General features: G+C 63.2%; 23 protein-coding genes. 14 read left to right on the top strand and 9 right to left on the bottom strand.

Annotation, left to right across the window (positions count from 1 at the left end):
* The first annotated feature begins 4 nt into the window (after nucleotides 1-4).
* The 6 genes from hisI to tatC all read left to right on the top strand — a co-directional run bounded on the left by hisI (nucleotide 5) and on the right by tatC (nucleotide 2,706).
* Nucleotides 5-430, top strand: coding sequence for a phosphoribosyl-AMP cyclohydrolase (gene hisI / locus ASE26_RS13200; RefSeq protein WP_055938965.1), 426 nt, complete (start codon nucleotides 5-7; stop codon nucleotides 428-430).
* Nucleotides 427-756, top strand: coding sequence for a phosphoribosyl-ATP diphosphatase (locus ASE26_RS13195; RefSeq protein ID WP_055938961.1), 330 nt, complete (start codon nucleotides 427-429; stop codon nucleotides 754-756). The genes hisI and ASE26_RS13195 overlap by 4 nt, the downstream gene beginning before the upstream one ends.
* A 2-nt stretch (nucleotides 757-758) precedes the next feature.
* Nucleotides 759-1,133, top strand: coding sequence for a histidine triad nucleotide-binding protein (locus ASE26_RS13190; RefSeq protein WP_055938957.1), 375 nt, complete (start codon nucleotides 759-761; stop codon nucleotides 1,131-1,133).
* Nucleotides 1,134-1,206: 73 nt separating this feature from the next.
* Nucleotides 1,207-1,443 carry a Sec-independent protein translocase subunit TatA gene (gene tatA, locus ASE26_RS13185; RefSeq protein ID WP_055938955.1) on the top strand — a complete coding sequence of 79 codons (237 nt, stop codon included), beginning with the start codon at nucleotides 1,207-1,209 and terminating at the stop codon, nucleotides 1,441-1,443.
* 6 nt (nucleotides 1,444-1,449) lie between these two features.
* Nucleotides 1,450-1,947 (top strand): Sec-independent protein translocase protein TatB, encoded by a 498-nt coding sequence (tatB, locus tag ASE26_RS13180; RefSeq protein ID WP_055938952.1) that lies wholly within the window; start codon nucleotides 1,450-1,452, stop codon nucleotides 1,945-1,947.
* Complete coding sequence (gene tatC, locus ASE26_RS13175; RefSeq protein WP_055938950.1) at nucleotides 1,948-2,706, top strand: twin-arginine translocase subunit TatC; 759 nt, start codon at nucleotides 1,948-1,950, stop codon at nucleotides 2,704-2,706.
* Here tatC and ASE26_RS13170 read toward each other — a convergent pair.
* The 6 genes from ASE26_RS13170 to ASE26_RS13145 all read right to left on the bottom strand — a co-directional run bounded on the left by ASE26_RS13170 (nucleotide 2,703) and on the right by ASE26_RS13145 (nucleotide 12,453).
* On the bottom strand, nucleotides 2,703-3,005 hold the full coding sequence (locus ASE26_RS13170; RefSeq protein ID WP_055938947.1) for a hypothetical protein: 303 nt from the start codon (nucleotides 3,003-3,005) through the stop codon (nucleotides 2,703-2,705). The genes tatC and ASE26_RS13170 overlap by 4 nt on opposite strands.
* Nucleotides 3,006-3,076: 71 nt before the next feature.
* Complete coding sequence (locus ASE26_RS13165; RefSeq protein ID WP_055938944.1) at nucleotides 3,077-4,993, bottom strand: DUF885 domain-containing protein; 1,917 nt, start codon at nucleotides 4,991-4,993, stop codon at nucleotides 3,077-3,079.
* Nucleotides 4,994-5,028: 35 nt separating this feature from the next.
* Nucleotides 5,029-5,454 carry a hypothetical protein gene (locus ASE26_RS13160; protein WP_057246382.1) on the bottom strand — a complete coding sequence of 142 codons (426 nt, stop codon included), beginning with the start codon at nucleotides 5,452-5,454 and terminating at the stop codon, nucleotides 5,029-5,031.
* Complete coding sequence (locus ASE26_RS13155) at nucleotides 5,451-6,365, bottom strand: DUF2785 domain-containing protein (protein WP_057246381.1); 915 nt, start codon at nucleotides 6,363-6,365, stop codon at nucleotides 5,451-5,453. The genes ASE26_RS13160 and ASE26_RS13155 overlap by 4 nt, the downstream gene beginning before the upstream one ends.
* A gap of 11 nt (nucleotides 6,366-6,376) precedes the next feature.
* Nucleotides 6,377-10,540: an SNF2-related protein gene (locus tag ASE26_RS13150; RefSeq protein WP_057246380.1), complete on the bottom strand. Its 4,164-nt coding sequence runs from the start codon at nucleotides 10,538-10,540 to the stop codon at nucleotides 6,377-6,379.
* On the bottom strand, nucleotides 10,537-12,453 hold the full coding sequence (locus tag ASE26_RS13145) for a S9 family peptidase (RefSeq protein WP_057246379.1): 1,917 nt from the start codon (nucleotides 12,451-12,453) through the stop codon (nucleotides 10,537-10,539). The genes ASE26_RS13150 and ASE26_RS13145 overlap by 4 nt, the downstream gene beginning before the upstream one ends.
* 75 nt (nucleotides 12,454-12,528) lie before the next feature.
* Here ASE26_RS13145 and hemE point away from each other — a divergent pair, with 75 nt between their 5' ends.
* Nucleotides 12,529-13,605, top strand: coding sequence for a uroporphyrinogen decarboxylase (gene hemE, locus ASE26_RS13140; RefSeq protein ID WP_057246468.1), 1,077 nt, complete (start codon nucleotides 12,529-12,531; stop codon nucleotides 13,603-13,605).
* A gap of 725 nt (nucleotides 13,606-14,330) precedes the next feature.
* The gene (locus tag ASE26_RS13135) at nucleotides 14,331-16,340 is read left to right on the top strand and encodes a primosomal protein N' (RefSeq protein ID WP_057246378.1); all 2,010 of its coding nucleotides are present in this window, start codon (nucleotides 14,331-14,333) and stop codon (nucleotides 16,338-16,340) included.
* A gap of 139 nt (nucleotides 16,341-16,479) precedes the next feature.
* On the opposite strand, the gene ASE26_RS13130 is transcribed toward ASE26_RS13135, so the two are convergent.
* On the bottom strand, nucleotides 16,480-17,376 hold the full coding sequence (locus ASE26_RS13130) for an ArgP/LysG family DNA-binding transcriptional regulator (RefSeq protein ID WP_057246377.1): 897 nt from the start codon (nucleotides 17,374-17,376) through the stop codon (nucleotides 16,480-16,482).
* Nucleotides 17,377-17,442: 66 nt separating this feature from the next.
* Between ASE26_RS13130 and ASE26_RS13125 the strand changes: the two genes are divergently transcribed.
* On the top strand, nucleotides 17,443-18,885 hold the full coding sequence (locus ASE26_RS13125; RefSeq protein WP_055938924.1) for a dihydrolipoyl dehydrogenase: 1,443 nt from the start codon (nucleotides 17,443-17,445) through the stop codon (nucleotides 18,883-18,885).
* A gap of 1 nt (nucleotide 18,886) precedes the next feature.
* Here ASE26_RS13125 and ASE26_RS13120 read toward each other — a convergent pair whose 3' ends face one another.
* Complete coding sequence (locus ASE26_RS13120; RefSeq protein ID WP_055938921.1) at nucleotides 18,887-19,369, bottom strand: SRPBCC family protein; 483 nt, start codon at nucleotides 19,367-19,369, stop codon at nucleotides 18,887-18,889.
* Between the two features lie 70 nt (nucleotides 19,370-19,439).
* Between ASE26_RS13120 and ASE26_RS13115 the strand changes: the two genes are divergently transcribed.
* From ASE26_RS13115 to ASE26_RS13095, 5 genes are all read left to right on the top strand, one after another.
* On the top strand, nucleotides 19,440-21,512 hold the full coding sequence (locus tag ASE26_RS13115; protein WP_055938918.1) for a UvrD-helicase domain-containing protein: 2,073 nt from the start codon (nucleotides 19,440-19,442) through the stop codon (nucleotides 21,510-21,512).
* A gap of 43 nt (nucleotides 21,513-21,555) precedes the next feature.
* Entirely contained in the window at nucleotides 21,556-22,011 is a 456-nt protein-coding gene (locus tag ASE26_RS13110) for a cache domain-containing protein (RefSeq protein WP_055938915.1), read from the top strand.
* 32 nt (nucleotides 22,012-22,043) lie between these two features.
* Nucleotides 22,044-22,247 carry a SlyX family protein gene (locus tag ASE26_RS13105; RefSeq protein WP_055938912.1) on the top strand — a complete coding sequence of 68 codons (204 nt, stop codon included), beginning with the start codon at nucleotides 22,044-22,046 and terminating at the stop codon, nucleotides 22,245-22,247.
* A 94-nt stretch (nucleotides 22,248-22,341) separates the two neighbouring features.
* Nucleotides 22,342-24,450 carry a M3 family metallopeptidase gene (locus tag ASE26_RS13100; protein ID WP_057246376.1) on the top strand — a complete coding sequence of 703 codons (2,109 nt, stop codon included), beginning with the start codon at nucleotides 22,342-22,344 and terminating at the stop codon, nucleotides 24,448-24,450.
* A 132-nt stretch (nucleotides 24,451-24,582) separates the two neighbouring features.
* Nucleotides 24,583-24,855, top strand: a complete 273-nt coding sequence (locus ASE26_RS13095) for a DUF4404 family protein (protein ID WP_055938906.1) — start codon at nucleotides 24,583-24,585, stop codon at nucleotides 24,853-24,855.
* Nucleotides 24,856-24,947: 92 nt separating this feature from the next.
* Here the strand turns inward: ASE26_RS13095 and ASE26_RS13090 are convergent, their stop codons facing one another.
* The gene (locus ASE26_RS13090; protein ID WP_229207322.1) at nucleotides 24,948-25,460 is read right to left on the bottom strand and encodes a DUF1269 domain-containing protein; all 513 of its coding nucleotides are present in this window, start codon (nucleotides 25,458-25,460) and stop codon (nucleotides 24,948-24,950) included.
* Between the last annotated feature and the right edge of the window lie 33 nt (nucleotides 25,461-25,493).

Below are 25,493 nucleotides of genomic sequence, written 5' to 3'. Positions count from 1 at the left end.
CACAATGGCTACCGCAATTGCAGCGAATGTCGCCAAAGCCAAATGGCTGAACAAGGTGAAGTGGGACGAGCATGGCCTGGTGCCTGTCATCGCACAGGAAGCCGGCAGCAACGATGTGCTGATGTTCGCCTGGATGAACCGCGATGCGCTCTACAAGACCGTGGAGCTGGGCGAAGCGGTCTACTGGAGCCGCTCGCGCAAGAAGCTGTGGCACAAGGGCGAAGAATCCGGCCACGTGCAGAAAGTGCTGGAAATCCGCCTCGATTGCGACGAAGACGTGGTGCTGCTAAAGATCGAGCAGGAAGGATCGATCGCCTGCCATACCGGGCGCCACTCCTGCTTCTTCAACAAGTTCGAGAATGGCGACTGGCAGAATACGGAACCGGTGCTGAAAGACCCCGAAGAGATCTACGCGGAAGTGAAAAAATGAGCAATGTACTGGACCGTGTTGCGGCCACCATCGAAGCGCGCAAGGGCGGCGACCCGTCCTCCTCCTATGTCGCCAAGCTGTTCTCCAAGGGCGACGACGCGATCCTGAAAAAGATCGGCGAGGAAGCCACCGAAACCGTGATGGCGGCGAAGGATGCCCGCGCCAGCGGCGACGCATCGAAAGTGCTGTACGAATGCGCCGACCTGTGGTTCCATTCGCTGGTGCTGCTGGCGCAATTCGATTTGTCGCCGCAGCAGGTACTCGATGAGCTGGCGCGCCGTGAAGGCTTGTCCGGCCTGGAAGAAAAAGCATCCCGTAAGGAATAAACGTGGAAAATTGCCTGTTCTGCAAGATTGCAGCAAAACAGATTCCGTCGTCCGTGGTGCACGAAGACGATGACTTGATGGTGTTTAAGGACATCCACCCGGCCGCGCCGGTACACTTGCTGATCATCCCGAAACTGCACCTGTCGACCTTGTCTGACTGCAAGCCGGAGCACACGGCCCTGCTGGGCAAGATGCTGGCGCTGGTGCCGCAACTGGCTGAGCAGCATGATATTGCCGTGGCCTACGAGGCGGATGGCACGCCGGTGCGCGGCTACAAGACCCTGATCAACAGCGGTCCGGATGGCGGCCAGGAGGTGTACCACCTGCATATGCACCTGTACGGCGGGCCGCGTCCATGGCGCGGCATGCGGACTTGAAATTGTGACAAGCACATGACAGCTGCGCTTCGCGTATACTGTCCAAACGAATGATTTTTTTAGGGGTTTTGTAATGGGTTCAATGAGCATTTGGCACTGGCTGATCGTCCTGGTCGTCGTCATGCTGGTATTCGGCACCAAGAAACTGGGCAATATCGGCTCGGACCTGGGCAAGGCTGTCAAGGGCTTCAAGGATGGCGTCAAGGGTTCGGACGAGGAAGAGAAGCCGGCACAGCCAGCTCCTCCGCCAGCCCAGGTGACCGACAAGGGCACCATCGAAGTCGAAGCCAAGGAAAAGACCAAGCAGTAACCAGCGATGATTGACCTCGGTCTTACCAAAATCGCCGTCATCGGGGTAGTGGCCCTGGTCGTCATCGGTCCTGAGAAGCTGCCCAAGGTGGCGCGCATGGCCGGGACGCTGTACGGCCGTGCCCAGCGCTACCTGAACGACGTCAAATCCGAAGTCTCCCGCGAAATGGAGCTGGACGAGCTGAAGAACCTGCGCAAGCAGGCTGAAGAAGCTGCCAGCACTTTCAAGGACGAGATGGAAAACTCCATCGGCAAGGATATGGCGGAAGTGGAAGCGGCGCTGCGCGACCAGCCCACGTCCTCCCCGGCGCTGGACCTGTACACCCCGACCAGCGCAGACATGGCCCGCAAGGCCAAGGATTTCCGCCGCAAGCGCGTAGTGCGCAGTTCGGCCGTGCCGCTGTGGTACAAGCAGCAGGCCGGCGTCCGCACCCACGTCATCTCCGGTGCGGCGCGCATGAAGCGCCACCGCCCCGGCAGCCGCAAGAACGCATCGTTTTTCTAAATGAGTCAACAAGAACCCGCCGAAGAAACCTTCATCAGCCACCTGGTTGAGCTGCGCGACCGCCTGGTCAAGGCCAGCATCGGTATCGCAGTGATGACGGCGCTGATCGGCTTCGGCATCGGCCCGGCCAAGATCTATGACCTGATCGCGGCGCCGATGATTGCCGCCATGCCGGCCGGCTCGAAGATGATCGCCACCAGCGTGATCTCGCCTTTCCTGGTACCGATGAAGGTGACGCTGCTGTTCGGCTTCATCCTGTCGCTGCCGTGGGTGCTGTACCAGATGTGGGCCTTTGTCGCGCCTGGCCTGTACCAGCATGAAAAGCGCCTGGTGGCGCCGCTGGTGATTGCCTCGTCCTCGCTGTTCATGGCGGGCGTGGCGTTCTGCTACTTCCTGGTGTTCGGCAAGGTGTTCGCCTTCATCAACCAGGTGTCGCCGACTTCGATTGCGGTGATGCCGGATATCGAGAATTACCTCGACTTCGTGATGTCGATGTGCCTGGCCTTCGGCTGCGCCTTTGAAGTGCCGGTGGTGGTGGTGGTGCTGGTGCGCATGGGGCTGGTGTCGGTCGCCAAGCTGCGCGAGTGGCGCGGCTATGTGATCGTGGCTGCCTTCGTGATCGCTGCCATTGTGACCCCGCCTGATATCGTCAGCCAGTTCTCGCTGGCTATCCCGATGTGGCTGCTGTTTGAGATCGGCGTGATCCTGTCGCCGATGTTCGTCAAGGCCACCACGGCGCCGGAAGAAAAAGCCGACTAAAAGAACAACTTGGTCATGGTGATGACTTGCATCACCGTGAGCGTGCCGAGCCAGAAATAAATTGGCCGTAATCTTGCATCAAGCTCGGTCCGCATCTTTGCTTCAAGCCTCAACTCCATTGCTTCCAGCCAGGCGCGCATTTCTGCGCGTTGAATTGCCAGGTCAGAATCGGCAGCAACAGGCTGGCTCAGCGCAAGCCTGAGTCCGTCTGCATGCGCCTCAGCCTGCTCGCGCGGAATACCGGCATCGGTTAGCGTCCTGATGTATTGAGCTGTATCAAACTGGATCGGCATGGTCATGGCCACTCCCTTCTTCATGGTAGCAGAATCGCCCCGCGGCGCGCGCGGGGCATGGGAGCAGCCTAAACCGGTTACTGCATTAGCTCTTTGATCACGCGCACAGGTGCGCTGCCGTAGCCCAGAAAGTCTTCGTGGAATTCCTTCAGCGAGAACTTGCTGCCCAGGGCGGCGCGGCGCTGTTCGCGCAGTTCCATGATTTCCGAGTAGCCGGAGAAGTAGCTGGTGAGCTGCACCGAGGTGAGCTGCGCGCGGCGCCATTTCTCTTTCGCTTCGGCGGCGGTCTGGAAGGCCTGGCGCGTCAGCAGGTCGATTGCTTCCTGCTCCGCCATGCCTTTCACGTGCACGCTGTAGTCGAGGATGGTGTTGGTCACGCTGCGCAGGTTCCACTTCGAGTACATCAGCCACATTTCAGGATCGTTGTTGCCATAGCCTGATTCGAGCATCATGCGTTCGCTGTAGACAGCCCAGCCTTCCACCATCGCGCCGTTGCCGAAGATCGACTTTACGATCGACGGCGATTTGTTGGCGTACACCAGCTGCGCATAGTGGCCCGGGATCGCTTCGTGCATGTTCAGGATCTGCAGGATCCAGTGGTTGTATTCGCGCAGCGTGGATTCGGCCGCCTCCGGCGAGGCGTCGTCCAGCGGCGTGACGTTGTAGTAGGTACGGTCCTGCGGGCGGTACGGGCCAGGAGCTTCGATGCTGGCCCCGGCCACGCCGCGCTGGTAGGCAGGCGTCTCGCGCACCACCAGCGGCTTGTTCGAGTCCAGCGTCAGCAGGTCGTTCTTCACCACCCAGTCCTGCAGCACAGGGATCTGGCGCCGGATCTCGGCGAAGAACTCCTCGCGCGGCACATGGTTCGACGACAGCTTCTCGATCATCATGCCGATCTTGGCGAAGCGGTCGGAAGGCTTGGCTTTGTCGGCCAGGTATTTCGGCCACAGGTCGTCCGAGATGCGGTCCATGTTCGACAGCAGCTGCTCGCGGGTCGCCAGCGCTTTCTGGTAAGTCTGTTCGGCATTGCTGCCGGACTGGATGTCGTAGCCGAACTTCGCTTCGTACAGTTCTTTGCCGATGCGGAAGGAGCGCGCGCCACTGACGGCCAGCGACTTGTCCTGCTCACCGAGCCAGGCGGCATAAGCCTCCACGGCTACCTTGGCAGCCGCAATGCGCTGCGAGTACAGGTTCTTTTCATTGGCGTTCAGGATCGAATCCTGCACCTGCTTGTCGAGGTCGGACAGCACCGCCAGTACGCCGGGCGCCTGGTCGATGGCCAGCTTCACGTGTTCGCGCGTCGGGTTCTTGATGTTGTTGCGCGCAGCCTCGTAATACGCCGGCACGCTGCCGATACGGCGCAGCAGGGTGCGCAGTCGCTGCGGCCTTGCCGCGTACTCGGTGTTCAGCACGAAGTCGATCGGGCCGGCGATGTTGTAGACCGCCGGGTTCCATTCCCATTCGCGGAAGGTGGTCAGGTACCAGCGGTCCGAGTTCAGCTTGTTCTGCAGCAGGCCAAGGTCGCTGCGCTGTTTCGGCGACAGCTGCCGGGCGTCGATCTTGCCGAATTTGTCCAGCCATTCGTCGATGAAGGCGAGCTGCTGGTCGCGGTAGGCCTGGTCCGGAACGGTCAGTTGGGCCGCGGTGTCGTACTTGCCGACCGAGATGGCGGTCTCCGGATCGATGCGCCACAGCGCGCCCAGGAACTGGCTGGCCTGGCTGTCGAACGCCTTGTCCTGGCGGCGCTCTGCCGGCAGCGGTTTGCCGGCAAGCGCCGGTTTTGCCTTATCCGCTTTGGTTTTTCCGGCCTTGGCACCGGATTTGCCGCCCTTGGCGGACTTCGGCGATTTGCCGGTTTTGCCTTTGCTGCTGGACTTCTTGCTGACGGCAGTCTTGGCCGGCGCGTTGGATTTTTTGCTCTTCGTCGCGGCCTCGACTGGCGACAGGGCCAGGCTCAGCATCATCGCGGCGAGGGCGATTCTGGTCTTCATCATATTTCAACCTCTTGCTAGTGCAGCGTGGGAGATTATCACAAGCCGAGTGCCGCCCGCGCCCGGACGGGGTCGAAGGCCTCGGCTTCCAGCGCCGCATCGGGCGGCAGCCATTGTGGAAAAGGGGTCTCATCGTTGACGTGCTTGCCGCCGGCGGTGTGCAGCTGGCGCACCCGCGCCACTGCCGCCGCCGGCAATTCGCCGGCCAATGCAGCCACGGCGGGCCACAGGCGCCGGTGTACCAGGGTCAATTTGCCTGCCAACAGGCGGCAGGCCAGGATATCGCCGTGCCCTTGCACTTCGCTGAGCACGGCGAAAATACGCTTGCCTTCCGGGTGTCCCCACCAGCTGCCTTTGATCGGGGCGCCGGCGATGGCTTCTGTCAGCGTCGGCACTTTGCCATGTGCCGACGCCAGCACGACTCCGTGCTGTTCGACGAAGGCCAAGGCTTGCTGCGCGTTCATTCTGCGGCCTGCTTCAAGGCGCGCAGCAGCAGCGGCTTGAGGCAGTTGCGCTGCGCCTCGTCCTTGCTTTCGCTGATGTTGACGTATAGCGGCTGCAGGAAGCCGTTCAGGTTGTGCTTGCGGGCCAGGGCCGCTTGCTGCGTGCCGGCGGACGTTGGCCGCGCTGCCAGGCCGGCAAACCAGGCGTCCCAATCGGCGCATTCAAGCGTCCTGGCGCGCGACAGGTAGAAGATGGGGGCCATCAGGCGCTCGCCTTCACCGTAGCGGTAAAAATGCTCGCCTGGCGGCGCGACCTGGCCGGCGATCGCCGCCAGCATGGGTTCATGCTCGGCGCGCCCCAGTGCCGGGTTGAGCGCAAGCTGCAGCATGATGTCGGCGGCGTGGGCGACGCCGTGGCGCCAGCCCTGCTTTTCATCGAAGCCGCGGTAGTCGGCCACGCCGCGCAGGTAGCCTGTCGCGGCGCCGACAAGCTGCGCGCGCTGCTCCGCCGACAGATAGGGCTTGATGCGGTCCACGCGCGCCACGTCGGCCAGTACCAGTGCGGCGAAGGGCCGCGCGAAGCCTTGCGGGTCGGGCGCCTGCAGCTGTGCGCTCAGGCGCGTGCGCAGTTCCTGCAGTGCGGCGGTATCCAGCTTGTCGGTGCGCATCCAGGTTTGCAGGCCCTCGAAGGCCAGTTCGTCGCGCTCGACGGGGTCAGGCGACGCCAGGCAGGACACCGCCTGCAGTGCCAGTGCCTGGCGCCTGGCGCTGTCGTCGACCTGCCATTTGGCGGCTTTGGCAGCGCGCAGCGCGGCCGTCGGGCAGGCCGAGGCGGCGGAAGGCGGGGCTGCGTGGCACGCCGTGCCGGCCAGCCAGGATGCCGCCAGCGCGGCGGCCGCAGCGGTGCGAAGTGCAAGTGATGTCAATTGCATGGCGTCTCCAGTCAGAAGCGGCGCAAACCCTCGTTCAGCATCGCCAGCATGTCGTCCGCCGTCATGCGCGCGGCGGTGTCGCTGCCATCGAGCAGGCTGTCGGCCAGCTCGCGTTTATGGCCATGCAGCTCGACGATGCCTTCCTCAATTGTATTGCGCGCCACCAGGCGGTAGATGGTGACCGGCCGCAGCTGCCCCATGCGGTGCGCGCGGTCGGAGGCCTGGTCTTCCACGGCGGGATTCCACCACGGGTCCATGTGGATCACATAGTCGGCCGCGGTCAGGTTGATGCCGACGCCGCCGGCCTTCAGGCTGATCAGGAATACATCGCCCTCGCCGGCCTGGAAAGCATCCACCGACTGCTTGCGCGCCGCCATTGACGTGCTGCCATCGAGGTACTGGTAGCGGATGCCGTTGCGGTCCAGGTGGGCGCGGATCAGCGACAGGTGATCGACGAACTGGCTGAACACCAGGACCTTGTGGCGGTTCTCCAGCAGGCCTTCCAGCAAGCCGGCGAAGGCCGCCAGCTTGCTCGAGTCCAACCGCAGCGAAGGCGCCACCAGGTTCGGATTGCAGCAGGCGCGGCGCAGCTTCATGATCTCCGCCAGGATCTGCATCGACTTCCGGTCCGCCGGACCTTCGATGGATGCCAGGTTTTCCAGCGCCTCGCGGCGCAGCGATTCGTACAGCGCGGTTTCTTCCGGCGACAGGTCGACTTCCAGCACGATCTCGGTGCGGGCCGGCAGCTCGGTCAGCACCTGCGCCTTGGTCCGGCGCAGCACGAAAGGCCCGATCAGGCGGCGCAGGCGATTGCGCGCACCGACTTCGGCGCGGTGATCCTGCTGGCGCTCGATCGGGCCGGCAAAGCGCAGGTTGAACTGCTCATGGCTGCCCAGCAGGCCGGGATTGATAAAGCGGAACAGGTTCCACAGCTCGCCGAGGTGGTTCTCCAGCGGCGTACCGGTGGCCACCATCCTGAAGTCGCCCTTCAGCGCCATGACGGCCTGCGAGCGCTTGGTAGCGGCGTTCTTGATGTTCTGCGCTTCGTCCAGCACGATGGTGTGCCACTTCGGCCTGGTGAAGCGCTCGGATTCCAGTTGCAGCAGGCCGTAGCTGGTGATCACCAGGTCGAACGGGCCGGCATTGCTGACGATGTCGTCGCGGTCGCCGGTGGCATACATTTTCACGTTCAGCGTCGGCGCAAAGCGCGCGGCTTCGCTGGCCCAGTTCAGGCAAACCGAGGTCGGTGCCACTACCAGTGCCGGGCCTTGCGGTGCGCGCAGCAGGAGCAGGGCCAAGGCCTGCAAGGTCTTGCCCAGGCCCATGTCGTCGGCCAGGCAGGCGCCGACGCCCCATTGCGCCAGGCGGGCCAGCCATTCAAAACCGGCCAGCTGGTAGTCGCGCAATTCCGCCTGCAGGGTGCTGGGCAGTTGCGGCGTGTAGCCGGCGCTGGCCTCGATGCGCTGCAAATGCTCGCGCCACATGGCGTCCGCTTCCACCATGCCCACGTCGTTGGCCAGCTCCTCCAGCACGAAGGCGGCCAGGCGATGCACCTTCATGCCCGCATCATCATCTTCGCCATAGGCGGCCAATTCGGACAGGCGGCGGTGCAGCTCTTCCGACAGGGCGAGGAATTCCTTGTCGCCCAGGGCGATGAAGCGGCTCTTGCCGGCCCGGATCATGTCCAGCAGCGAACGCAGGTCCAGTACGCGGTCTTCATCGACCACCAGCTGGCCGCTGGCGGCAAACCAGTCCTTCCTGCTCTTGATGTTCAGGCGCAGCTGCTTGCTGTACACCGGCTTGGTGAGGCGGAAGGCTTCACCCTCCGGCCAGGCCAGCACCACCTTGTCGGCGCCCTGCTCCTGCAGCTCGGCCAGCAACTGCAGGCACAAGGCAGGTTCGCCCAGCAGCCATTCGCCATGCTCTTCGGTGGCCTGTTCCAGCACCTCGCATTTGAGCACCAGCTGGCGCTGGGCATCGCGCTCGCCCGCCAGGCTGCGGCGCGCCTGTACCGAGCGGCCGTTGACGTCAGCAATCACGTTCTCGGCGCCGGCGCCCGGGGCGTAGTAAGGCCCGGCATCGCGCAGCGGACGCACCTGGACCTGCATCTTCAAGCCTTGCTGGTACGGCAGCAGGTGGATGTGCAGGCGCGGGTCGGCATCGCACTGCTCGGTGTTGGCCGCGCCGCCGCCGATATCGGATTGCACCGTCACCATCGACGACACGGCGCCGATCGCTTTCAATACCTGCTCCTTGGCGTGCTCCGGCACCGTCAGGCCATCGCCGACGATGGCTGCGATGCGGCGATGCTCGTCCTGCACGCTGACCACGCGCAGGCGGTTCGGCGCTTCGCGCACCACGATCACGCTGGCGCTCAGGTTCTCGATGGCGGGGTGCAGCGCGAGATGCAACTGGCCCTGGTGGGTGCGGATCAGCAGCTCCGGCGCACCGGCCAGCAGTTCAACGCGGGTATCCGGCGCGTCCATCCAGAACACCAGCGGATGGCCGACCAGGGCAAGCACCGCCTGTTCCGTATCGATGTCGTAACGCAGGCCGGAAGCATAGGCCTGGCGCGATGGCATGATGGCGCCGCTGACGCGTATGTCCTGCGGCGTCAGGAATTCCATCTGCGCCGCGTCATCGCGCAAGCGTTTGAGCGCCACCGGGCGCGCCTTGCCCCAGGCACCGCGCGCATCGCGCTTCTGCTCGCGCGGTTCGATTTCAGCGATGCCCTGCCGTTCGCCATAGCTGATCGCCCAGGCCAGGCGCATTTCGCCGCCGCTTTCCGGGCCGCCTTGCTGCAGGTTGATCAGGGCCGCCAACTGGCGCTGCCAGGCTTCCTGGCGCTCGAACCAGGTGGCCATGTCGCCAAAGCCCAGCTGTTCTCGCAAGGCTGCTGCGCGTCCTGCCGCCACCTCGTCGCCAAGATGGCCCAGCAGGCTTTCCGCACCGGCGGAAAGCAGCGTGAAACCGGCCGCGTCGGCAGCCTGCGACAAGTCCTGCAATTCCGCCCGGCGCTGCTTCAATTGCGGCAGCGCCAGCCAGTAGTAGAGCATGCACTGGAACAATTGCGCCTGCAGCGGCGCCTCCCAGGCGCGCTGGGCCACCAGGTCGGCCTGCATGGTGCCGGCGCGGATCTGGCGCAGCATGCTCAGTTGCTGGTAGACCGCGCTGTCGGCGTTGTGCTGGGCGTGCACTGCCACGTCGAGGTAGCTCTCCGCCGATTTCAGGTGTTTGGCGTCGCCGCTGCGCAGCAGGGCCAGCACGTACAGGTGGCCGGCAATGCCCTGGAACAGGTGCTTGCGCTTGCCGGATTCGCGGCGGATCGATTTCAGCGCGGCTTCATAGCCAGTGATGGCAGCGGTGACGTCGCCGCGCAGCAGCAGCACGGCGCTGGAGAAGCATTGCACCAGGGCGCCGTCCATCCCTTCCAGGTAGCGCAGGGCGTCGGCCAGTTTGCCGCACAGGATGGCGTGTTCCGCCATTGCCAGCCGCAAGGCAGGGCTGGCCTGCTGTTCGGCGCTTTGGCGGCGCTGCAGGTGGCGCTCGGCGTAGCCGCGCACCAGCGGCGCCAGGCCGGGCTCGCGCTGGGAGTGCTGGACCAGCAGCATCAGCACGTCGTCCTGCAGGGCCGGATGCACCAGCAGCAGCATGCCTGCTTCGAAAGGGCGCGAAAAAATGTCGACGATCGGGTGCAGCTGCGCTGCTTCGTAGCACACCATGCAGGCAGCCAGCAGCGGCATCACATCCTGCGGCGGCCGGCCGCGCAGCATGGCCATGCGCAGGCGCGCCACGCCATGGCGGTAGCTGCGCGGCTCGTAAGCGCCGTTCCAGTTCTGGCGCATCGGGTTGAGCGTCTCGTAGGCCTTGCAGAGATCGTCGAGCAGGTGGGCGCCGATGGCAGCGCGGATGGCGGGCCAGCGCAGGCGCGCATTGCAAACGAAGCCGCGACCCATGACGGCAGTGGTATAAGCCAGGCGTTCCAGCTTGAGCAGCGGGTCGTCCAGCGTCAGGGTGGTGAAGGGCTGGCCGTTCGCATCGCGGATGCCGGCAGCGACCATATGGTCGAGGATGGCGGTGCGGCCGACCGGGTCGCTCACCAGTGCCAGCAGGGCGAGGACAGCTTTTTCAGGCTGTTCGAGGGCTTCGAATTCCGCCAGCAGGGTGTCGCTCATTCGCGCAGGCCAAACATGCGTTGGTAGAAGTCCAGCTCCGCCTGCAGCGTGCGTACGATGGTGTCGGCCTTGCGGAAGCCATGGCCTTCGCCTTCCAGTTCAACATACGTCACGGGGATGCCGCGAGTGCGCAGCGCGTTCACCATGGCCTCCGATTGCTGCGGCGGCACCACCTTGTCGTCCAGGCCCTGGAAAAAGATCATCGGGCGCGACAGGCGGTCAGTGTGGTTGATCGGGGAACGTTCGGCGTACACTGCCTCGGCTTGCGCCTTGGACGCGATCAGGTACTCGTTGTAATGCGATTCGAACTTGTGCGAGTCGTCGTCCAGGCCTTTCAGGTCGGATACGCCGTAGTAGCTGGCGCCCAGCTTGAAGACATCATGGAAGGTCAACGCGCACAGCGTCGTCAGGCCGCCGGCGCTGCTGCCGCGGATGATCAGGCGCTCACCGTCTGCCAGGCCTTGCGCGACCAGGTGGCGTGCGCCGGCGATGCAGTCTTCCACGTCGACGATGCCCCACTGGCCTTTCAGCGCGTCGCGGAAGTCGCGGCCAAAGCCGGTGCTGCCGCCGTAGTTCACGTCCAGCACGCCGAAACCGCGGCTGGTCCAGAATTGCGTCTTCAGGTTCAGGGTGCTGGCAGCCATGCCGGTCGGGCCGCCATGGCTGATAACGATGACGGGCGGTTTCCCGCCTGGCGGCGCGCTCACATCCTGGTTGGCCGGCGGGTAGAAGAAGGCATGGGCCGTGCGGCCGTTGGCGCTCGGGTAGCTGATGCTTGCCGGGACCGACAGGTAGCCCGGCGCCGGCAAGGCCGCGATCGAGCGCTCAAGTACTTCGCGCTCGCCAGTGGCCAGGTCGATGCGGGCGATCTCCGACGCGATGATGGGGCTGCCCGCCAGCACGACCACGCAGCCTTCGCCCACGCGCAGTTCGCGGATCTCCTGGTATGGCGTGGCGATCGGTTCCAGCAGGGTGCTGCCGGCGCGCAGGCGCGCCAGCTTGCTGACGCCCTGTTCGATATAGCTGCACACAATTTCGCCGCCCGCGCCGAAGCCGTACAGCGAATTGCCGAAGGTCCAGTGCGGGGTCGCAAACTCGGCCGCCATCGGGCACAGCGCCTCGACAGCGCCGCTTATGCCTCCCGCGCCTTCGCGCAGGCAGTACAGGTTCCACCAGCCGCTGCGGTCCGAGACGAAGTGCAGCACGCCTTGAGGCGACCATTCCGGCTGGCAGATGGACTCCTGCGGACCGCCGGCGACGCGCCAAGGTGTGCCAAGCGTTCCGTCGGCCTCCACATCGGCGACCCACAGTTCGGTGCCCTGCCAGGGCATGCGCGGATGGTCCCACGACAGCCAGGCCAGGCGGCGGCCGTCCGGTGACAGCCGTGGCGACGAATAGAAGTCGTTCCCCATAACCAGCACGCGCTCGCCGCCATCGAAGCGCACCGCGCAAATGGTATTTGCCGGCTGGGCATGCGAGCCGTCGTCCTCCGGATGCTGTTCCCGCACGGCGATCAGGCGCGCATGCGTGTGGTCAAAGACGAAATCCGCGAAGCGCTGGCGGCCGGGGGCGGTCAACGCTTCGGCCGCACCGTCCGGGACAATGCGATACAGCCGGTTGTCGGCATGGTGCGAAAACACCACGACACCGTCGGCGACGGCATAAGCCCCGCCGCCATACTCGTGGACGCGGTTGCGGACATTGAAGGGCTGCGGCGTGACTTCGGCGGCAGCCGCAGGGCCGGGCCGGCGCATCAGGGTGGTCCGCCCCGCCTCGGCTGCGCGCCCGGCCAGCCAGTAGATATCCGTCCCGTCCAGGACAAGCGAAGACAGCGGGGTAGCGCCCGCAGCAACGATCTCGGCGCTGATCGGTGATGGCCAGGCGCCAAACGGCGCGGTGGAGGTGGGTGTCATGGGCGCTCCAAAACGCGTAAAAACAGGGCAGGGATGCGATAATACCCCCTTTCTATCTGCTTTAGATTGTCTTTCATGCCACAATTTGCCCCGCTGAAGAACGACACCTTCCTGCGTGCGCTGCTGCGCCAGCCGACCGAATACACCCCGGTGTGGCTGATGCGCCAGGCAGGACGCTACCTGCCTGAATACCGCGCTACGCGCCAGAAGGCGGGCTCCTTCATGGGCCTGGCGACCAATCCGGACCTGGCGACCGAAGTCACCCTGCAGCCGATCGACCGCTATCCGCTGGACGCGGCAATCCTGTTCTCCGACATCCTGACGGTGCCGGATGCAATGGGCCTGGGCCTGTACTTCGTGGAAGGCGAGGGCCCGAAATTCGAGCGCCCGTTGAAGACCGAGGAAGACGTCAAGGCGCTGCAGCTGCCGCCGGCCGGCTCGCTGGACTATGTATTCAAGGCCGTGACCCAGATCCGCACCGAACTGAATGGCCGCGTGCCGCTGATCGGCTTCTCCGGCAGCCCATGGACGCTGGCCTGTTATATGGTTGAAGGCCAGGGCTCGCGCGAATTCCACACCATCAAGAAGATGATGTACGCGCGGCCGGACCTGATGCACCATATCCTGGACATGAATGCCCGCGCTGTCGCTGAATACCTCAACGCGCAGATCGACGCCGGTGCGCAAGCCGTGATGATCTTCGATTCCTGGGGCGGTGCCCTGGCCGATGGCGCCTACCAGCAGTTCTCCCTGAAATACATGCAGCAGGTGGTGGGCATGCTGAAGCGCGAAAAAGACGGCGTGAAGATTCCTGCCATCGTGTTCACCAAGGGCGGCGGTCACTGGGCCGAGGAAATTGCCGCGATCGGCGCCGATGCCATGGGCCTCGACTGGACCGCCAACATCGGCAAGATCCGCCAGCTGGTGGGACACAAGATGGCCCTGCAGGGCAATATCGATCCGGCCATCCTGTTTGCCAACCCGGAGCAGATTGCCGCCGAAGCGCGCCGCGTGCTCGATTCCTATGGCCCGCACAATACCGGCCACGTCTTCAACCTGGGCCACGGGATTTCCCAGTTCACCCCGCCGGAGTCGGTGACGGTGCTGGTGGAGACCGTTCACAGCCACAGCCGCAAGCTGCGCGGCGGCTGAACACTGTAGTCCCGGTTCAAAGGGCGCTGCGGCGCCCTTTTTTATTTCGTGCAGAAGCGACTTATGCACAAAAATTTTTACTGCGGAAATAAGAGGCAGCGGCAAATGCCCTCCTCTCAGCGTATTTGCAAGTGCTTGATTTTTAAAGATTTATTTTTTACCTGTTTTGCCAATGTTTTGGGTTTTATAAACCTTATCCCAAGGTGCAAGCGAGCTTGTGGGGCCATTCTCCACAAAGTTATCCACAAAAACTGTGGAAAAAAGTCAAAAGTACTTTGTAAACCGGGACTTAGTAGGAATTTGTAGGAATTATCTTAGCGTCATGTTGCATTGCATGATATTTCACTAAGACTTTCACTGGTGAAAACGCTTGCGGAAACACAAACCTTGTCGCGCCTGTCTGTGTACAATGTTTGGCTTGATGTTGTGGCGCACCAGGCACGTTTTGCCCTGAAAAGCCTGTAAAAAATGCTTGATTTCGGTGAAAAACTGCTCCTTAAATGGTGCACTTATTCACAGAGCGCGGAAAAATATGCGCTTTCTGAGCCTCCTAGGGCGGCTCTTGTAAGTTATTGAATTGAAAGGGGAAAAACCGGCGCATTTGGCCGGCCTGCCCCAGATTGCAAGCTGGAGGTTAGTGCTTGCTCAGGATTCCAGCCCCTTTGTTCACAAAGTTATCCCCAGATTCTGTGGATAGTTGAAAAACCCTCGATTGATAGCCCTGGATGGCGCACTGCATTCTCCGAATTGCCTTGGACACGCCGCTGAACGCGGTTTTTGATTACCGCTGGGATTGCGAAGAATCAAACCGTCCGCGTGTAGGACAATTGGCAATGGTGCCCTTTGGCCCGCGCGAAGTAGTCGGGCTCATCGTGGGTATCTTTGAGGAAACGGAAGTCCCCGAGGAAAAGTTGAAGGCAGCGCTGGCCGTGCGCAGCCAGCTGGCGCCGCTGTCAGCGCAATGGCTGGCGCTGGCCGGCTTTGCCGCCGAGTACTACCAGCGCCCGCTGGGTGAAGTAGCCTTGCCCGGGCTGCCCAAGAACCTGCGCGTGACCACCACCGTAGCGCTGGACCGCGCCATCAAGAAGCTGGCCAAGCTGGAAGAACCGCACGATCCGGCGCCGGCCAATGTGCCGGCGCTGAATGCCAGCCAGCAGGCGGCGGCCGATGCCATCGCCGGCGCGCAGGGTTTTGCGCCCTTCCTGCTGTATGGCGTGACGGGTAGCGGCAAGACCGAGGTCTACCTGCACGCCTGCGCGCAGGTGCTGGCGCGCGAGCCGCAGGGCCAGGTGCTGGTGCTGGTCCCCGAGATCAACCTGACGCCGCAACTGGAAACCAATATCCGCAACCGCTTCCCCGGCGTGATGCTGTCCACCCTGCACAGCCGCCTGTCGGAGGGCGAGCGCATGCTGCACTGGCTGGCGGCGCACGAAGGCAAGGCGCGCATCGTGCTGGGCACGCGACTGTCTATCCTGGCTTCGATGCCGCACCTGAAGATGATCGTGATCGACGAAGAGCACGATCCTTCGTACAAGCAGCAGGAAGGCCTGCGCTATTCCGCGCGCGACCTCGCCGTGTGGCGCGCCCACCAGCTCCAGATCCCGGTGGTGCTGGGGTCCGCCACCCCGTCGCTGGAAAGCTGGCATCACGCGCTGAAAGGCCGCTACCGCAAACTGGAGCTGCGCGAACGCGCGGTGCAGCAGGCAGTGCTGCCTGACGTGAAGCTGATCGACACTTCGCGCCGGCGCGGACAGGAGGGCTTGAGCGAACAGCTGGTGGAGGCGATCAGGCTGCGCATGGAGCGCGGCGAGCAATCCTTGCTGTTCCTGAACCGGCGCGGCTATTCGCCGGTGATCACCTGCGAATCATGCGGCTGGGTCAGCGAGTGCAAGCGCTGCACCGCCCTGATGGTGCTGCACAAAACGGATTACCGCCTGCGCTGCCACCACTGCAGCCTGGAGATGCGCATCCCGCGCCATTGCCCGACCTGCGGCAATATCGATTTGCAGCCGCTGGGACGCGGCACGCAGCGTATCGAGGAAAGCTTGCAGGAGCTGTTCCCGCAGGCGCGGGTGCTGCGCATCGACGCCGACAGCACGCGCCGCAAGGGCAGTGCGCAGGAGGCTTTCGACAGCGTGCACCGGCAGGAGGTGGATATCCTGGTCGGCACGCAGATGGTGGCCAAGGGGCATGACTTCAAGAACCTGACGCTGGTGGGCATCATGAATCCGGACAGCTCGCTGTTCTCGCAGGATTACCGCGCCAGCGAGCGGCTGTTCGCGCAATTGATGCAGGTGGCGGGACGCGCCGGGCGCCAGGGCGGCAGCGAGAGCGAGGTGCTGGTGCAGACCAGCTATCCGGAACACCCGCTGTTCTCGGCGCTGGTGGCGCATGATTACGACTACTTCGCCAACTCCTTGCTCGGCGAGCGCGAAGTGGCGGGCCTGCCGCCCTACCTGTACCAGGCCATCTTGCGGGCCGAGGCGCGCGAGCTGGAGCTGGCGCTGGAATTCCTGCGCGGCGCGCGCGAGCTGGTGCAGCATGGCGGCATCACGATCAATGATCCAATCCCGATGAGCATGGCGCGCGTGCACAATATGGAGCGCGCGCAGCTGCTGGTGGAGTCGCCGTCGCGCCCGGCGCTGCAGGCGTTCCTGAAGGAGTGGATGCAGGCGCTGCGCGAGCAGAAGACGCGGATCAAGTGGTCGCTGGAGGTCGACCCGTTTGATATTTAAAACCGGTAAACCAGCGCTACGGCCGGGGGACGGGTTTGAGGTTTTTGACTTTTTGAGAAGATCAAGGGCGCACAACCGAACCCGCGGCAGTTGATCAGGCAGTGTCCGATCCTTGGGTCTGACACTGGTTTACCGGTTTTCAGGGCTGCACAAGATAGCGCCGCGCAGTACTGACAATCTGCTCATTGAGGGCATGCGTGAACGGCGTATCCAGTTCCCAGGCATGCCAGTCCAGCTCCACATCGATATAGCGCCCCGGCAGCAGGTCAACCAGCGCGCCTTGCGCCAACGCCTGCGCCGCCTGCAGGTAAGGCAGCAGGCCATAAGCCATCCCGCCGAATACGGTATCGTTAAAGGCCGTCGACAGCGGCAAGGTGTGATGCGGGAACGGCCGCACATACCCTGCCTCGCGCGCCAGGAAGCGTGCCATCAGGTCGCGATCTTGCACCACCGCAGGCGCCAGCGCCAAAGCCTCTACGCTGAACCCATCGCCGAACCAGTGCCCCGCGAAGGCTGGCGCAGCCACGCACACATACCGGATGGCGCCAAGCGGGGTGGCGGAAGAACCGGCAGCGGCAGGGGCAGGCACCTCGGCGCGCGCGGCGACGCAGCCAAACACGGCTCCTTCGCGCATCAGGTGCAGCGCCACCTCGCGCTCCGCGCATTCCACGTCGAGCTGGCAGCGCGGCGGCGACAGCAAGGGACGCAGGGCCAGGGGCAGCCAGGTCGCCAGGCTGGCCGCATCGACGGCCATCGCGATTTCAGGCATGCTGGTCTCGTGGCCAAGGTCGATGTCGAGTGCTGCCTCCATCAATTTGACGTTACGGTAATGCGAGACGAGGCGCTGGCCCAGGCCGGTAGCTTCGGCGGGCGAACCGCGCACGATCAGCAGCCTGCCGACCGCGTCCTCGAGCGCCTTGATACGCTGGGATACGGCCGACTGGCTGATGCCGAGCGCATTGGCCGCTTTTTCGAAACTGCCATGGCTGGCAACGGCATCCAGCACCGCCAGCGCGCGGTAGTCCAGATTTTCCATAAGGTATGCTTAATAAAAGCGCGAAAAGATAAGTCATACTAATGCAATACCAATGCTGGAGGCAAGATGGAAACTATCGAGTGCGATGTGGCAGTGATCGGTGCCGGTACGGCCGGGCTCAGCGCTTACCGCGCGGCGCGCAACGCGGGCAAGCATGCGCTATTGATTGAAGACGGACCGCACGGCACCACCTGCGCCCGCGTCGGCTGCATGCCGAGCAAGCTGCTGATCGCCGCTGCCGAGGCGGCGCACGCGGTACGCGAGGCGCCCGGCTTCGGCATCGAGGCCGGCGGCTTGAAGGTCGATGGCAGGGCTGTCATGGCGCGCGTGCGCAGTGAGCGCGACCGCTTTGTCGGCTTCGTACTGGAGAACGTGGCCGCCATGCCGGCCGAGGACAAGCTGCATGGACGTGCGCGTTTCACCGCGCCCAACCGCCTGCAGATCGGCGCCAACCTGGAGGTGGCGGCGAAGGCGGTGGTGATCGCCACCGGTTCCCGCCCGGATATCCCTTCGGAATGGGCGGCAGCCGGCCCGCGCGTGATCAACAGCGATGCAGTGTTCGAATGGACCGACTTGCCGCGCTCCGTGGCCGTCATCGGCGCCGGCGTGATCGGCCTCGAACTGGGCCAGGCGCTGCATCGCCTCGGCGTACGCGTGGCGATCATCGCGCGCAGCAATAGCGTGGCGCAACTGAAGGACCCGCATGTGCTGGCAGCTGCCTCGCAAGCGCTGGGCGAAGAACTGGACCTCCGTTTCCGCACTGAGGTGGCAGGCATCGCGCGCAGCGGCGACGGGCTCGAACTGCGTACGCGCAGTGCCGAAGGTGAAGAGCGCATCGAGCACTTCGATTACGTGCTGGTCACCACCGGGCGCACGCCGAACGTTTCCGGCCTGGGCCTCGATCACACCGGACTGGCATTGGACAAGCACGGCGTGCCGAAATTCGACCGCTACACCATGCAATGCGGCGATAGCTGCATCTTCATCGGCGGCGACGCCAGCGCCGAAATCCCCGTATTGCCGGAAGCTGCCGACCAGGGCAAGATCGCCGGCGCCAATGCCGCCAGCTACCCCGCAGTGAGGCCCGGCCTGCGCCGCACGCCGCTTGCCATCACCTTCAGCGAGCCGCAGATTGCCACGCTGGGCAAAGGCTACAAGGAGCTATCGAACGGCCGCGAACACTTCGCGATCGGCGAGGTCAGTTTTGAAGACCAGGGACGCAGCCGCGTCATGCGCCAGAACAAAGGCATGCTGCGGGTCTATGCGGAGTATGGCAGCGGGCGCTTCCTCGGCGCCGAGATGGCGGGGCCGCGTGCGGAGCACATCGGCCACCTGCTGGCCTGGGCGCACCAGGCAAAGCTGACGGTATCGCAGATGCTGGACATGCCCTTCTACCACCCGGTAGTGGAAGAAGGCTTGCGCACCGCCTTGCGCGGCCTGGCGCTGGAGCTGCAAAAACCGCCGCCTCCGCCCAAGCCGGTGCCGAACGATTGCACGCCCGGCTGCTAGATCAGTTCAGGCTCGCATTCAGGCGGCCCTGGCTGGCCAGTTCGCGCAGCACGCGGATGGTGTCCAGGTCCGACTCCTGGTACGCGGAGCGGCGGAAATCGTCGTACATCGCGTTGGCGGCATCGGTTGCCGCGTCATGGCCGTCGTCGTACTGGAAACGCACGTACAGGCGTTCCGGCTGCGGCATCTCGATCGTCATCGTCAGGCTCGAGGCGCTGATGTCTTTTTGCGCCGGCACCTCATAGCGCACCACGTACGGCTCGTGCAGCACCACATTGTCTTCGATGACAATATCGCCATAGCGCAGGCGGCGGCTGAAACCGGCCCCGGTGCGGGCCGAGATTTCCGCCTCGTCCAGGTGCGGCACGAACAGCTTGGGCGACTCCGCGCGCAGCACCAGGCCGCGCCATAACTGCTGGTGGGTGATGGTGTCCATCAGCGGGTTGAGGAGGTCGTTCACTTCTATCAAATGTTCAAATTTCATAACACGTCTGCCTACGTTTTTTCGGGCTCTTTCCGGGGATTGATACCACTATATTCTGTACAATGCCGGGATGTCCAATGCACCCCAGTTCGGCCTTAACGGGCCCCAGAGCGAAGCCGTGCTCTATCTCGACGGCCCTGCCCTAGTACTGGCGGGGGCCGGCTCGGGCAAGACGCGCGTGATTACGCAAAAAATCACCCATATGATCGAGGATCGCGGCTATGACCCGCGCACGATCGCCGCGCTCACCTTTACCAACAAGGCAGCGCTGGAAATGCAGGAACGCGTTGGCAAAATGCTCAAGCAGCCGCGCCAGGCCAAGCTGCTGACCGTCTGCACCTTCCACTCCCTCGGCGTGCGCATCCTGCGCCAGGAATGCAACCATCTGGGGCTGAAAGACCGTTTTTCAATCATGGACAGCGACGATTGCTATTCGCTGGTCCAGGACCTGGCCATCACCACCGACAAGCACCTGATCCGCCGCATCCAGAACGATATCTCGCTGTGGAAGAACGGCCTGGTGACGCCCGAGGAAGCGCTGAAACTGGCGCAGACCGAGGATGAGGCGCAATCGGCGCGCATCTACGGCAGCTATATCGCCACCCTGGCCGCGTACCAGGCGGTGGACTTTGACGACCTGATCCGCCTGCCGGTGGAATTGTTCCGCAACCACGACACGGTGCGCGATAAATGGCAGCGCCGCCTGCGCTACCTGATGATCGACGAATACCAGGACACCAATACCTGCCAGTACGAATTGGTGAAACTGATGGTTACGGGCCTGGGCAAGAAGCCGATGTTCACCGCGGTGGGCGACGACGACCAGGCGATTTACGGCTGGCGCGGCGCGACCATGGAAAACCTGGCGCTGCTGCAGGTCGACTTCCCCGACCTGCGCCTGATCAAGCTGGAACAGAACTACCGCTCCACCACGCGCATCCTGCAGGCGGCCAATGCGGTGATCCAGAACAATCCCAAGCTGTTCGAGAAGTCGCTGTGGTCCGAACTGGGTATCGGTGAGCCGATCAAGGTGCATTCGATGCCGAACGAGGAGCAGGAAGCGGAGCAGGTCGCGATCATGATTTCGGCCGACCACTTCGAGCGCAAGAACAAGTGGGCCGATTACGCGATCCTGTACCGCGGCAACCACCAGGCGCGCGTGATCGAACAGGCATTGCGCACGCAGCGCATTCCCTACACGATTTCCGGCGGCCAGAGTTTCTTCGACAAGGCGGAAATCAAGGACATCATGGCCTACCTGCGCCTGATGGCCAATCCGGACGACGATCCTGCCTTCATCCGCGCAGCAACCACGCCGCGCCGCGGCATCGGCCAGTCCACGCTGGAAGCGCTGGGCTCCTTCTCGGGCAAGTGGCAATGCTCGCTGTTCGAAGCCGTCTTCAAGGGCGGCATCGAGGCGGTGCTCAACGACCGCCAGCTGAAGCCGCTGCAGGACTTCTGCAACTTCATCCTGGAACTGGAATCGCGCGCCACGCGCCCCGGACCATCGGGCAGCGGCGACAATGCGGCGCAGGTGCTGGACGACCTGATGGAAGGCATGCACTACGAGCATTACCTGTACGACGCCTTCGAGGAACGTGCGGCGCAAGGCAAATGGGACAACGTGACCGACTTCGTCAACTGGCTGAAGGATCGCGGCCGCGGCGGCAAGGACCGCGACGGCGAAGAAAAGAACGTGCTGGAGCTGACCCAGATGGTGGCACTGATGTCCATGCTGGACGGCAAGGACGAAGAGCCGGACGCGATCCGCATGTCGACGCTGCATGCGTCGAAGGGCCTGGAGTACCCGCATGTATTCCTGGTCGGGGTGGAAGAGGGCATCCTGCCGCACAAGGGCGATCCGGATGCGCCGGTGGAATTGCTGGCCCAGCGCATCGAGGAAGAGCGGCGCCTGATGTACGTGGGGATCACGCGCGCGCAGCGCACCTTGCAGCTCACCTGGTGCAAGAAGCGCAAGCGCGGCGGCGAACATATGCAATGCGACATATCGCGCTTCATCGCCGAGATGGCGCTCGATGTCGGCACTGCCCCGCCGACGGAATCGGAAATCCTGTCGCCGCGCGAACGCCTGGCGCGCATGAAGGAATTGTTGTCGGCTCCACGCGACATTAATCCGGCTTGATTAGTGCTAGCATGGGTGCTCTTCCTTATGACAGGAGGTTCCCATGTTATTTCGCATTTGCCTGCTCGCCGCCATGGCGGGCGCAGCGTCCCTGGTCAGCGCTGCGGATATGGTGACCAAGCCTGAAGCCGAGGCGATGGTAAAAAAAGCCCTGACTTACCTGAAAGCCAACGGCCGCGAAAAGACTTTTGCGGAAATCGGAAAAAAGGACGGCCAGTTCGTCGACCGCGACCTGTACCTCACTGTGTATGGCACCGACGGCGTGGTGCGTGCGCACGGCGCCAACGCCAAGATGGTCGGCAAGAACCTGATGGAACTGAAAGACGTCGACGGCAAGGCTTTCGTGAAAGAGCGCGTCGAAATGGCCAGGAAAAAAGTCCCGTTCTGGCAGGACTACAAATTCAACAATCCCGTCACCGGCAAGATCGAGCCGAAAACCATGTACTGCGTGCCGGAGGAGGACATGATTCTCTGCGGCGGCGTCTACCTGAAAGAGTAAAATGCCTGCTTTTCCATTGGCGGGAGCAGGCCGTGAGCAGCGAAGATCGTTTTGTCAATATTGAACTTAAACTGGTGCACCAGGAAGACCTGGTGGAATCGCTGAACCAGCGCGTCTACGAGCAGCAAAAGCAGATCGATATGCTGGAAGACCTGGTGCGCGCGCTGGCCGAGCGCGTGCGCACCTCCGCACTGGCCAGCCAGGCCCCGCTCAACGAGCGTCCGCCGCACTACTGATTCCTGACACTTTACGATACGCAGTGCAGCATGACTTTGCACTGCGGGGTTGCTATTATCGTGCGCCTCGAAACATTACAAAACAGGAGAGAGAATGTTCCGTCCGAAATTGCTGGTGCTCGCTGCCGGCCTGGCTGTCGCGGGTATCGCCAATGCCGCCCTGCCGGCGTCCAATCCCTTCGCAGCCGAATCCAGGCTGCCGCTGAACTACCCTGCCTTCGACAAGATCAAGAACGAAGACTACGGTCCTGCCTATGAAGAAGGCATGAAGCAGCAGGCGGCGGAAATCGCCAAGATCGCCAACAACAAGGCCGCGCCGACTTTCGACAACACCATCGTGGCGATGGAGCGTTCGGGCCGCCTGCTCGATCGCGTGAGCTCCGTGTTCGGCAACCTGTCCGGTGCCAACACCAACGACGCCTTCGAAGCGCTGAACCGCGAACTGGCGCCGAAGCTGTCCGCCCACAGCGACGCGATCCGCCTGAACGAAAAACTGTACGCCCGCATCAAGGCCCTGTACGACAAGCGCGACAAGCTGAAGCTCGATGCTGAATCCGCGCGCCTGCTGGAACGCTACCACACCGACTTCGTGCGCGCCGGCGCCAAGCTGTCGGCCGCCGACAAGGAAAAACTGAAGGCCTACAATTCGCAGCTGGCCGCCCTGTCCACCACCTTCAGCCAGAACGTGCTGAAGGAAGCCAATGCTTCGGCGCTGGTGGTCGATACCCGCGAAGAACTGGCCGGCATGTCCGACAAGGCCATCGACGCCGCCGCTGCAGCCGCCAAGGCCAAAGGCATGGACGGCAAATTCCTGATCGCCATCGCCAACACCACCGGCCAGGCGCCGCTGGAAGTGCTGACCAATCGCACCACGCGCGAACGCCTGCTGGCTACTTCGCTGGCGCGCGGCAGCCGCGGCGGCGATTTCGACAACCGCGACGTCGTGCTGAAGATCGCCAAGCTGCGCGCCGATCGCGCTGCGCTGCTGGGCTATGCCTCGCACGCGGCCTACCAGCTGGAAGACCAGACCGCACACGACACCGACGCCGTCAACAAGCTGCTGGGCGAACTGTCCAAGCCTGCCGTGAACAACGCGCGCAAGGAATCGGCCGATATCCAGGCCGTGATCGATGCGGAAAAGGGCGGCTTCGCCAACGCGGCGCAGGACTGGGCCTTCTACACCGACAAGGTGCGCCAGGCCCGCTACGCTTTCGACCAGAACCAGCTCAAGCCATACTTCGAACTCGATAACGTGCTGAAAAACGGGGTGTTCTACGCTGCGACCAGGGTGTACGGCATCACCTTCAAGGAGCGCAAGGACCTGCCGGTGTACCAGCAGGACGTACGCGTGTTCGATGTGTTCGATGCCGACGGCAAGCAGCTGGCGATCTTCCTGGGCGACTTCTACGCGCGCAGCAACAAGCGTGGCGGCGCCTGGATGAATGCCTACGTGTCGCAGTCCAAGCTGATGGGCACCAAGCCGGTGGTGGCCAACCACCTGAACATTCCCAAGCCGGCAGCCGGCGAGCCGACCTTGCTGACCTACGACGAGGCGCGCACCCTGTTCCATGAATTCGGCCATGCGCTGCACGGCATGTTCTCCGATGTGAAGTACCCGCGCTTCGCCGGTACCCGCGTGCCGCGCGACTTCGTGGAATTCCCGTCGCAGGTCAACGAAATGTGGATGGCCTGGCCGGAAATCCTGAACAACTACGCCAGGCACTACCAGACCGGTGCGCCAATGCCGAAGGAACTGCTGGACAAGGTACAGGCTTCCGCCAAGTTCAACGAAGGCTTCCGCACCACTGAATACCTGGCTGCCTCGATCCTGGACCAACGCTGGCACCAACTGCCAGCCGACAAGATCCCGACCGACGTGCTGGGCTTCGAGTCGTCGGTGCTGAAGGACGCCGGCGTTGATTTCTCGCCGGTGCCGCCGCGCTACCGCACCACCTACTTCTCGCACGTGTTCGCGGGTGGTTACTCGGCGGGCTACTACGGCTACCTGTGGTCGGAGAAGCTGGATGCCGATACCGTTGAATGGTTCACCGAGAACGGCGGCCTGCAGCGCAGCAACGGCGACCATTTCCGCAAAGCCCTGCTGTCCAAAGGCGGCACAATGGATGCGATGCAGATGTACCGCGAATTCCGCGGCCGCGATGCCAGGATCGATCCGTTGCTGGAGCGCCGCGGTCTTAAGTAAGCTGTGTCCGCGAGCGCATGAAACCTTCCTGCGCTCGCTCGGGCCGGAGGCCGCCGGATTGAGCACATCCGTAGCTGCTCACGGCGGATGGGTGTATAAAGAGGGATCGCCACTTCACCGGGGAAAGGGATCATGGACACCAAGCTGAAGGAGACCCTGCGCCACTTGCACGCCACGCTGGCCCACCACGGTCCGGTCGATGAGGAATTGCAAAGCCTGTTGCGCCAGCTCGATGGCGACATCAAGCTGATCCTCGACCAGCCGCCGCAGCCCGAAGGCGGCACCTCCACCTACGGCCTGGCCGAACGCACTCAGGAAATCACTGCCAAGTTTGCTGCCAAACACCCGGCATTGGAGCCTACTTTGCGCGAACTTACGCGCATCCTGGGGAATATGGGAATCTAACAACAGATCAAAAGAAAGGCGGGCCGCAGCCCGCCTTCAGTATAGAACCCGGGGTTGTACCGGCTGTCCGGCCGGTCCCCGGGAGGCTGGCCTTATGGGAAGGCCAGCATGGGCGGTTCTTCACCGCCAAAGTTGAAGTCAGGATGACGTTTGGCGATCATTTCCTCGATCTCCTTCATGCGCCGCACCGGCACGTCGACCATCATCAAAACCTGACCTTGTTCAATACGCTCTGAGTACTGTTCCAGCTTCTTGTTGGGGACGGCCGCCGCATTCATGCCGCTGGCCCAGCCGCCGAACAGTGCACCGCCCAGCGTGACCAGCAAGATGGTCATGGTGCGCAGGGTCAGCCCTTCGGGTGGGAAAACGACCAGGAAGATGCCGGCACACAGCCCCACAATCGCGCCAATGGCGATCCCCAGCTTGGCGCCGTGGATCAGGTCCGTTCGCAGCAGGAAATTGCAATCTGGCATGTCGTCGGGCAGGGTGCCCTCTTTTGCCATGAAGTGGATATGCCGTTCTTCGATGCGTGCCAGCAGCAGTTCGTCCAGTTCTGCGCGGGCGGCTTTTACATTGGGAAGCATGTAGTACAGTCTGCGTCGCATGATTACGCTCCATGGAAGACGTTGTATACCCGT

This window comes from Duganella sp. Root198D2 (assembly GCF_001428585.1).
In the GTDB taxonomy this organism is placed as follows: domain Bacteria; phylum Pseudomonadota; class Gammaproteobacteria; order Burkholderiales; family Burkholderiaceae_D; genus Rugamonas.
Note: the sequence above shows the minus strand (reverse complement) of the source record. Positions and strands in the feature narration are given on the sequence as shown.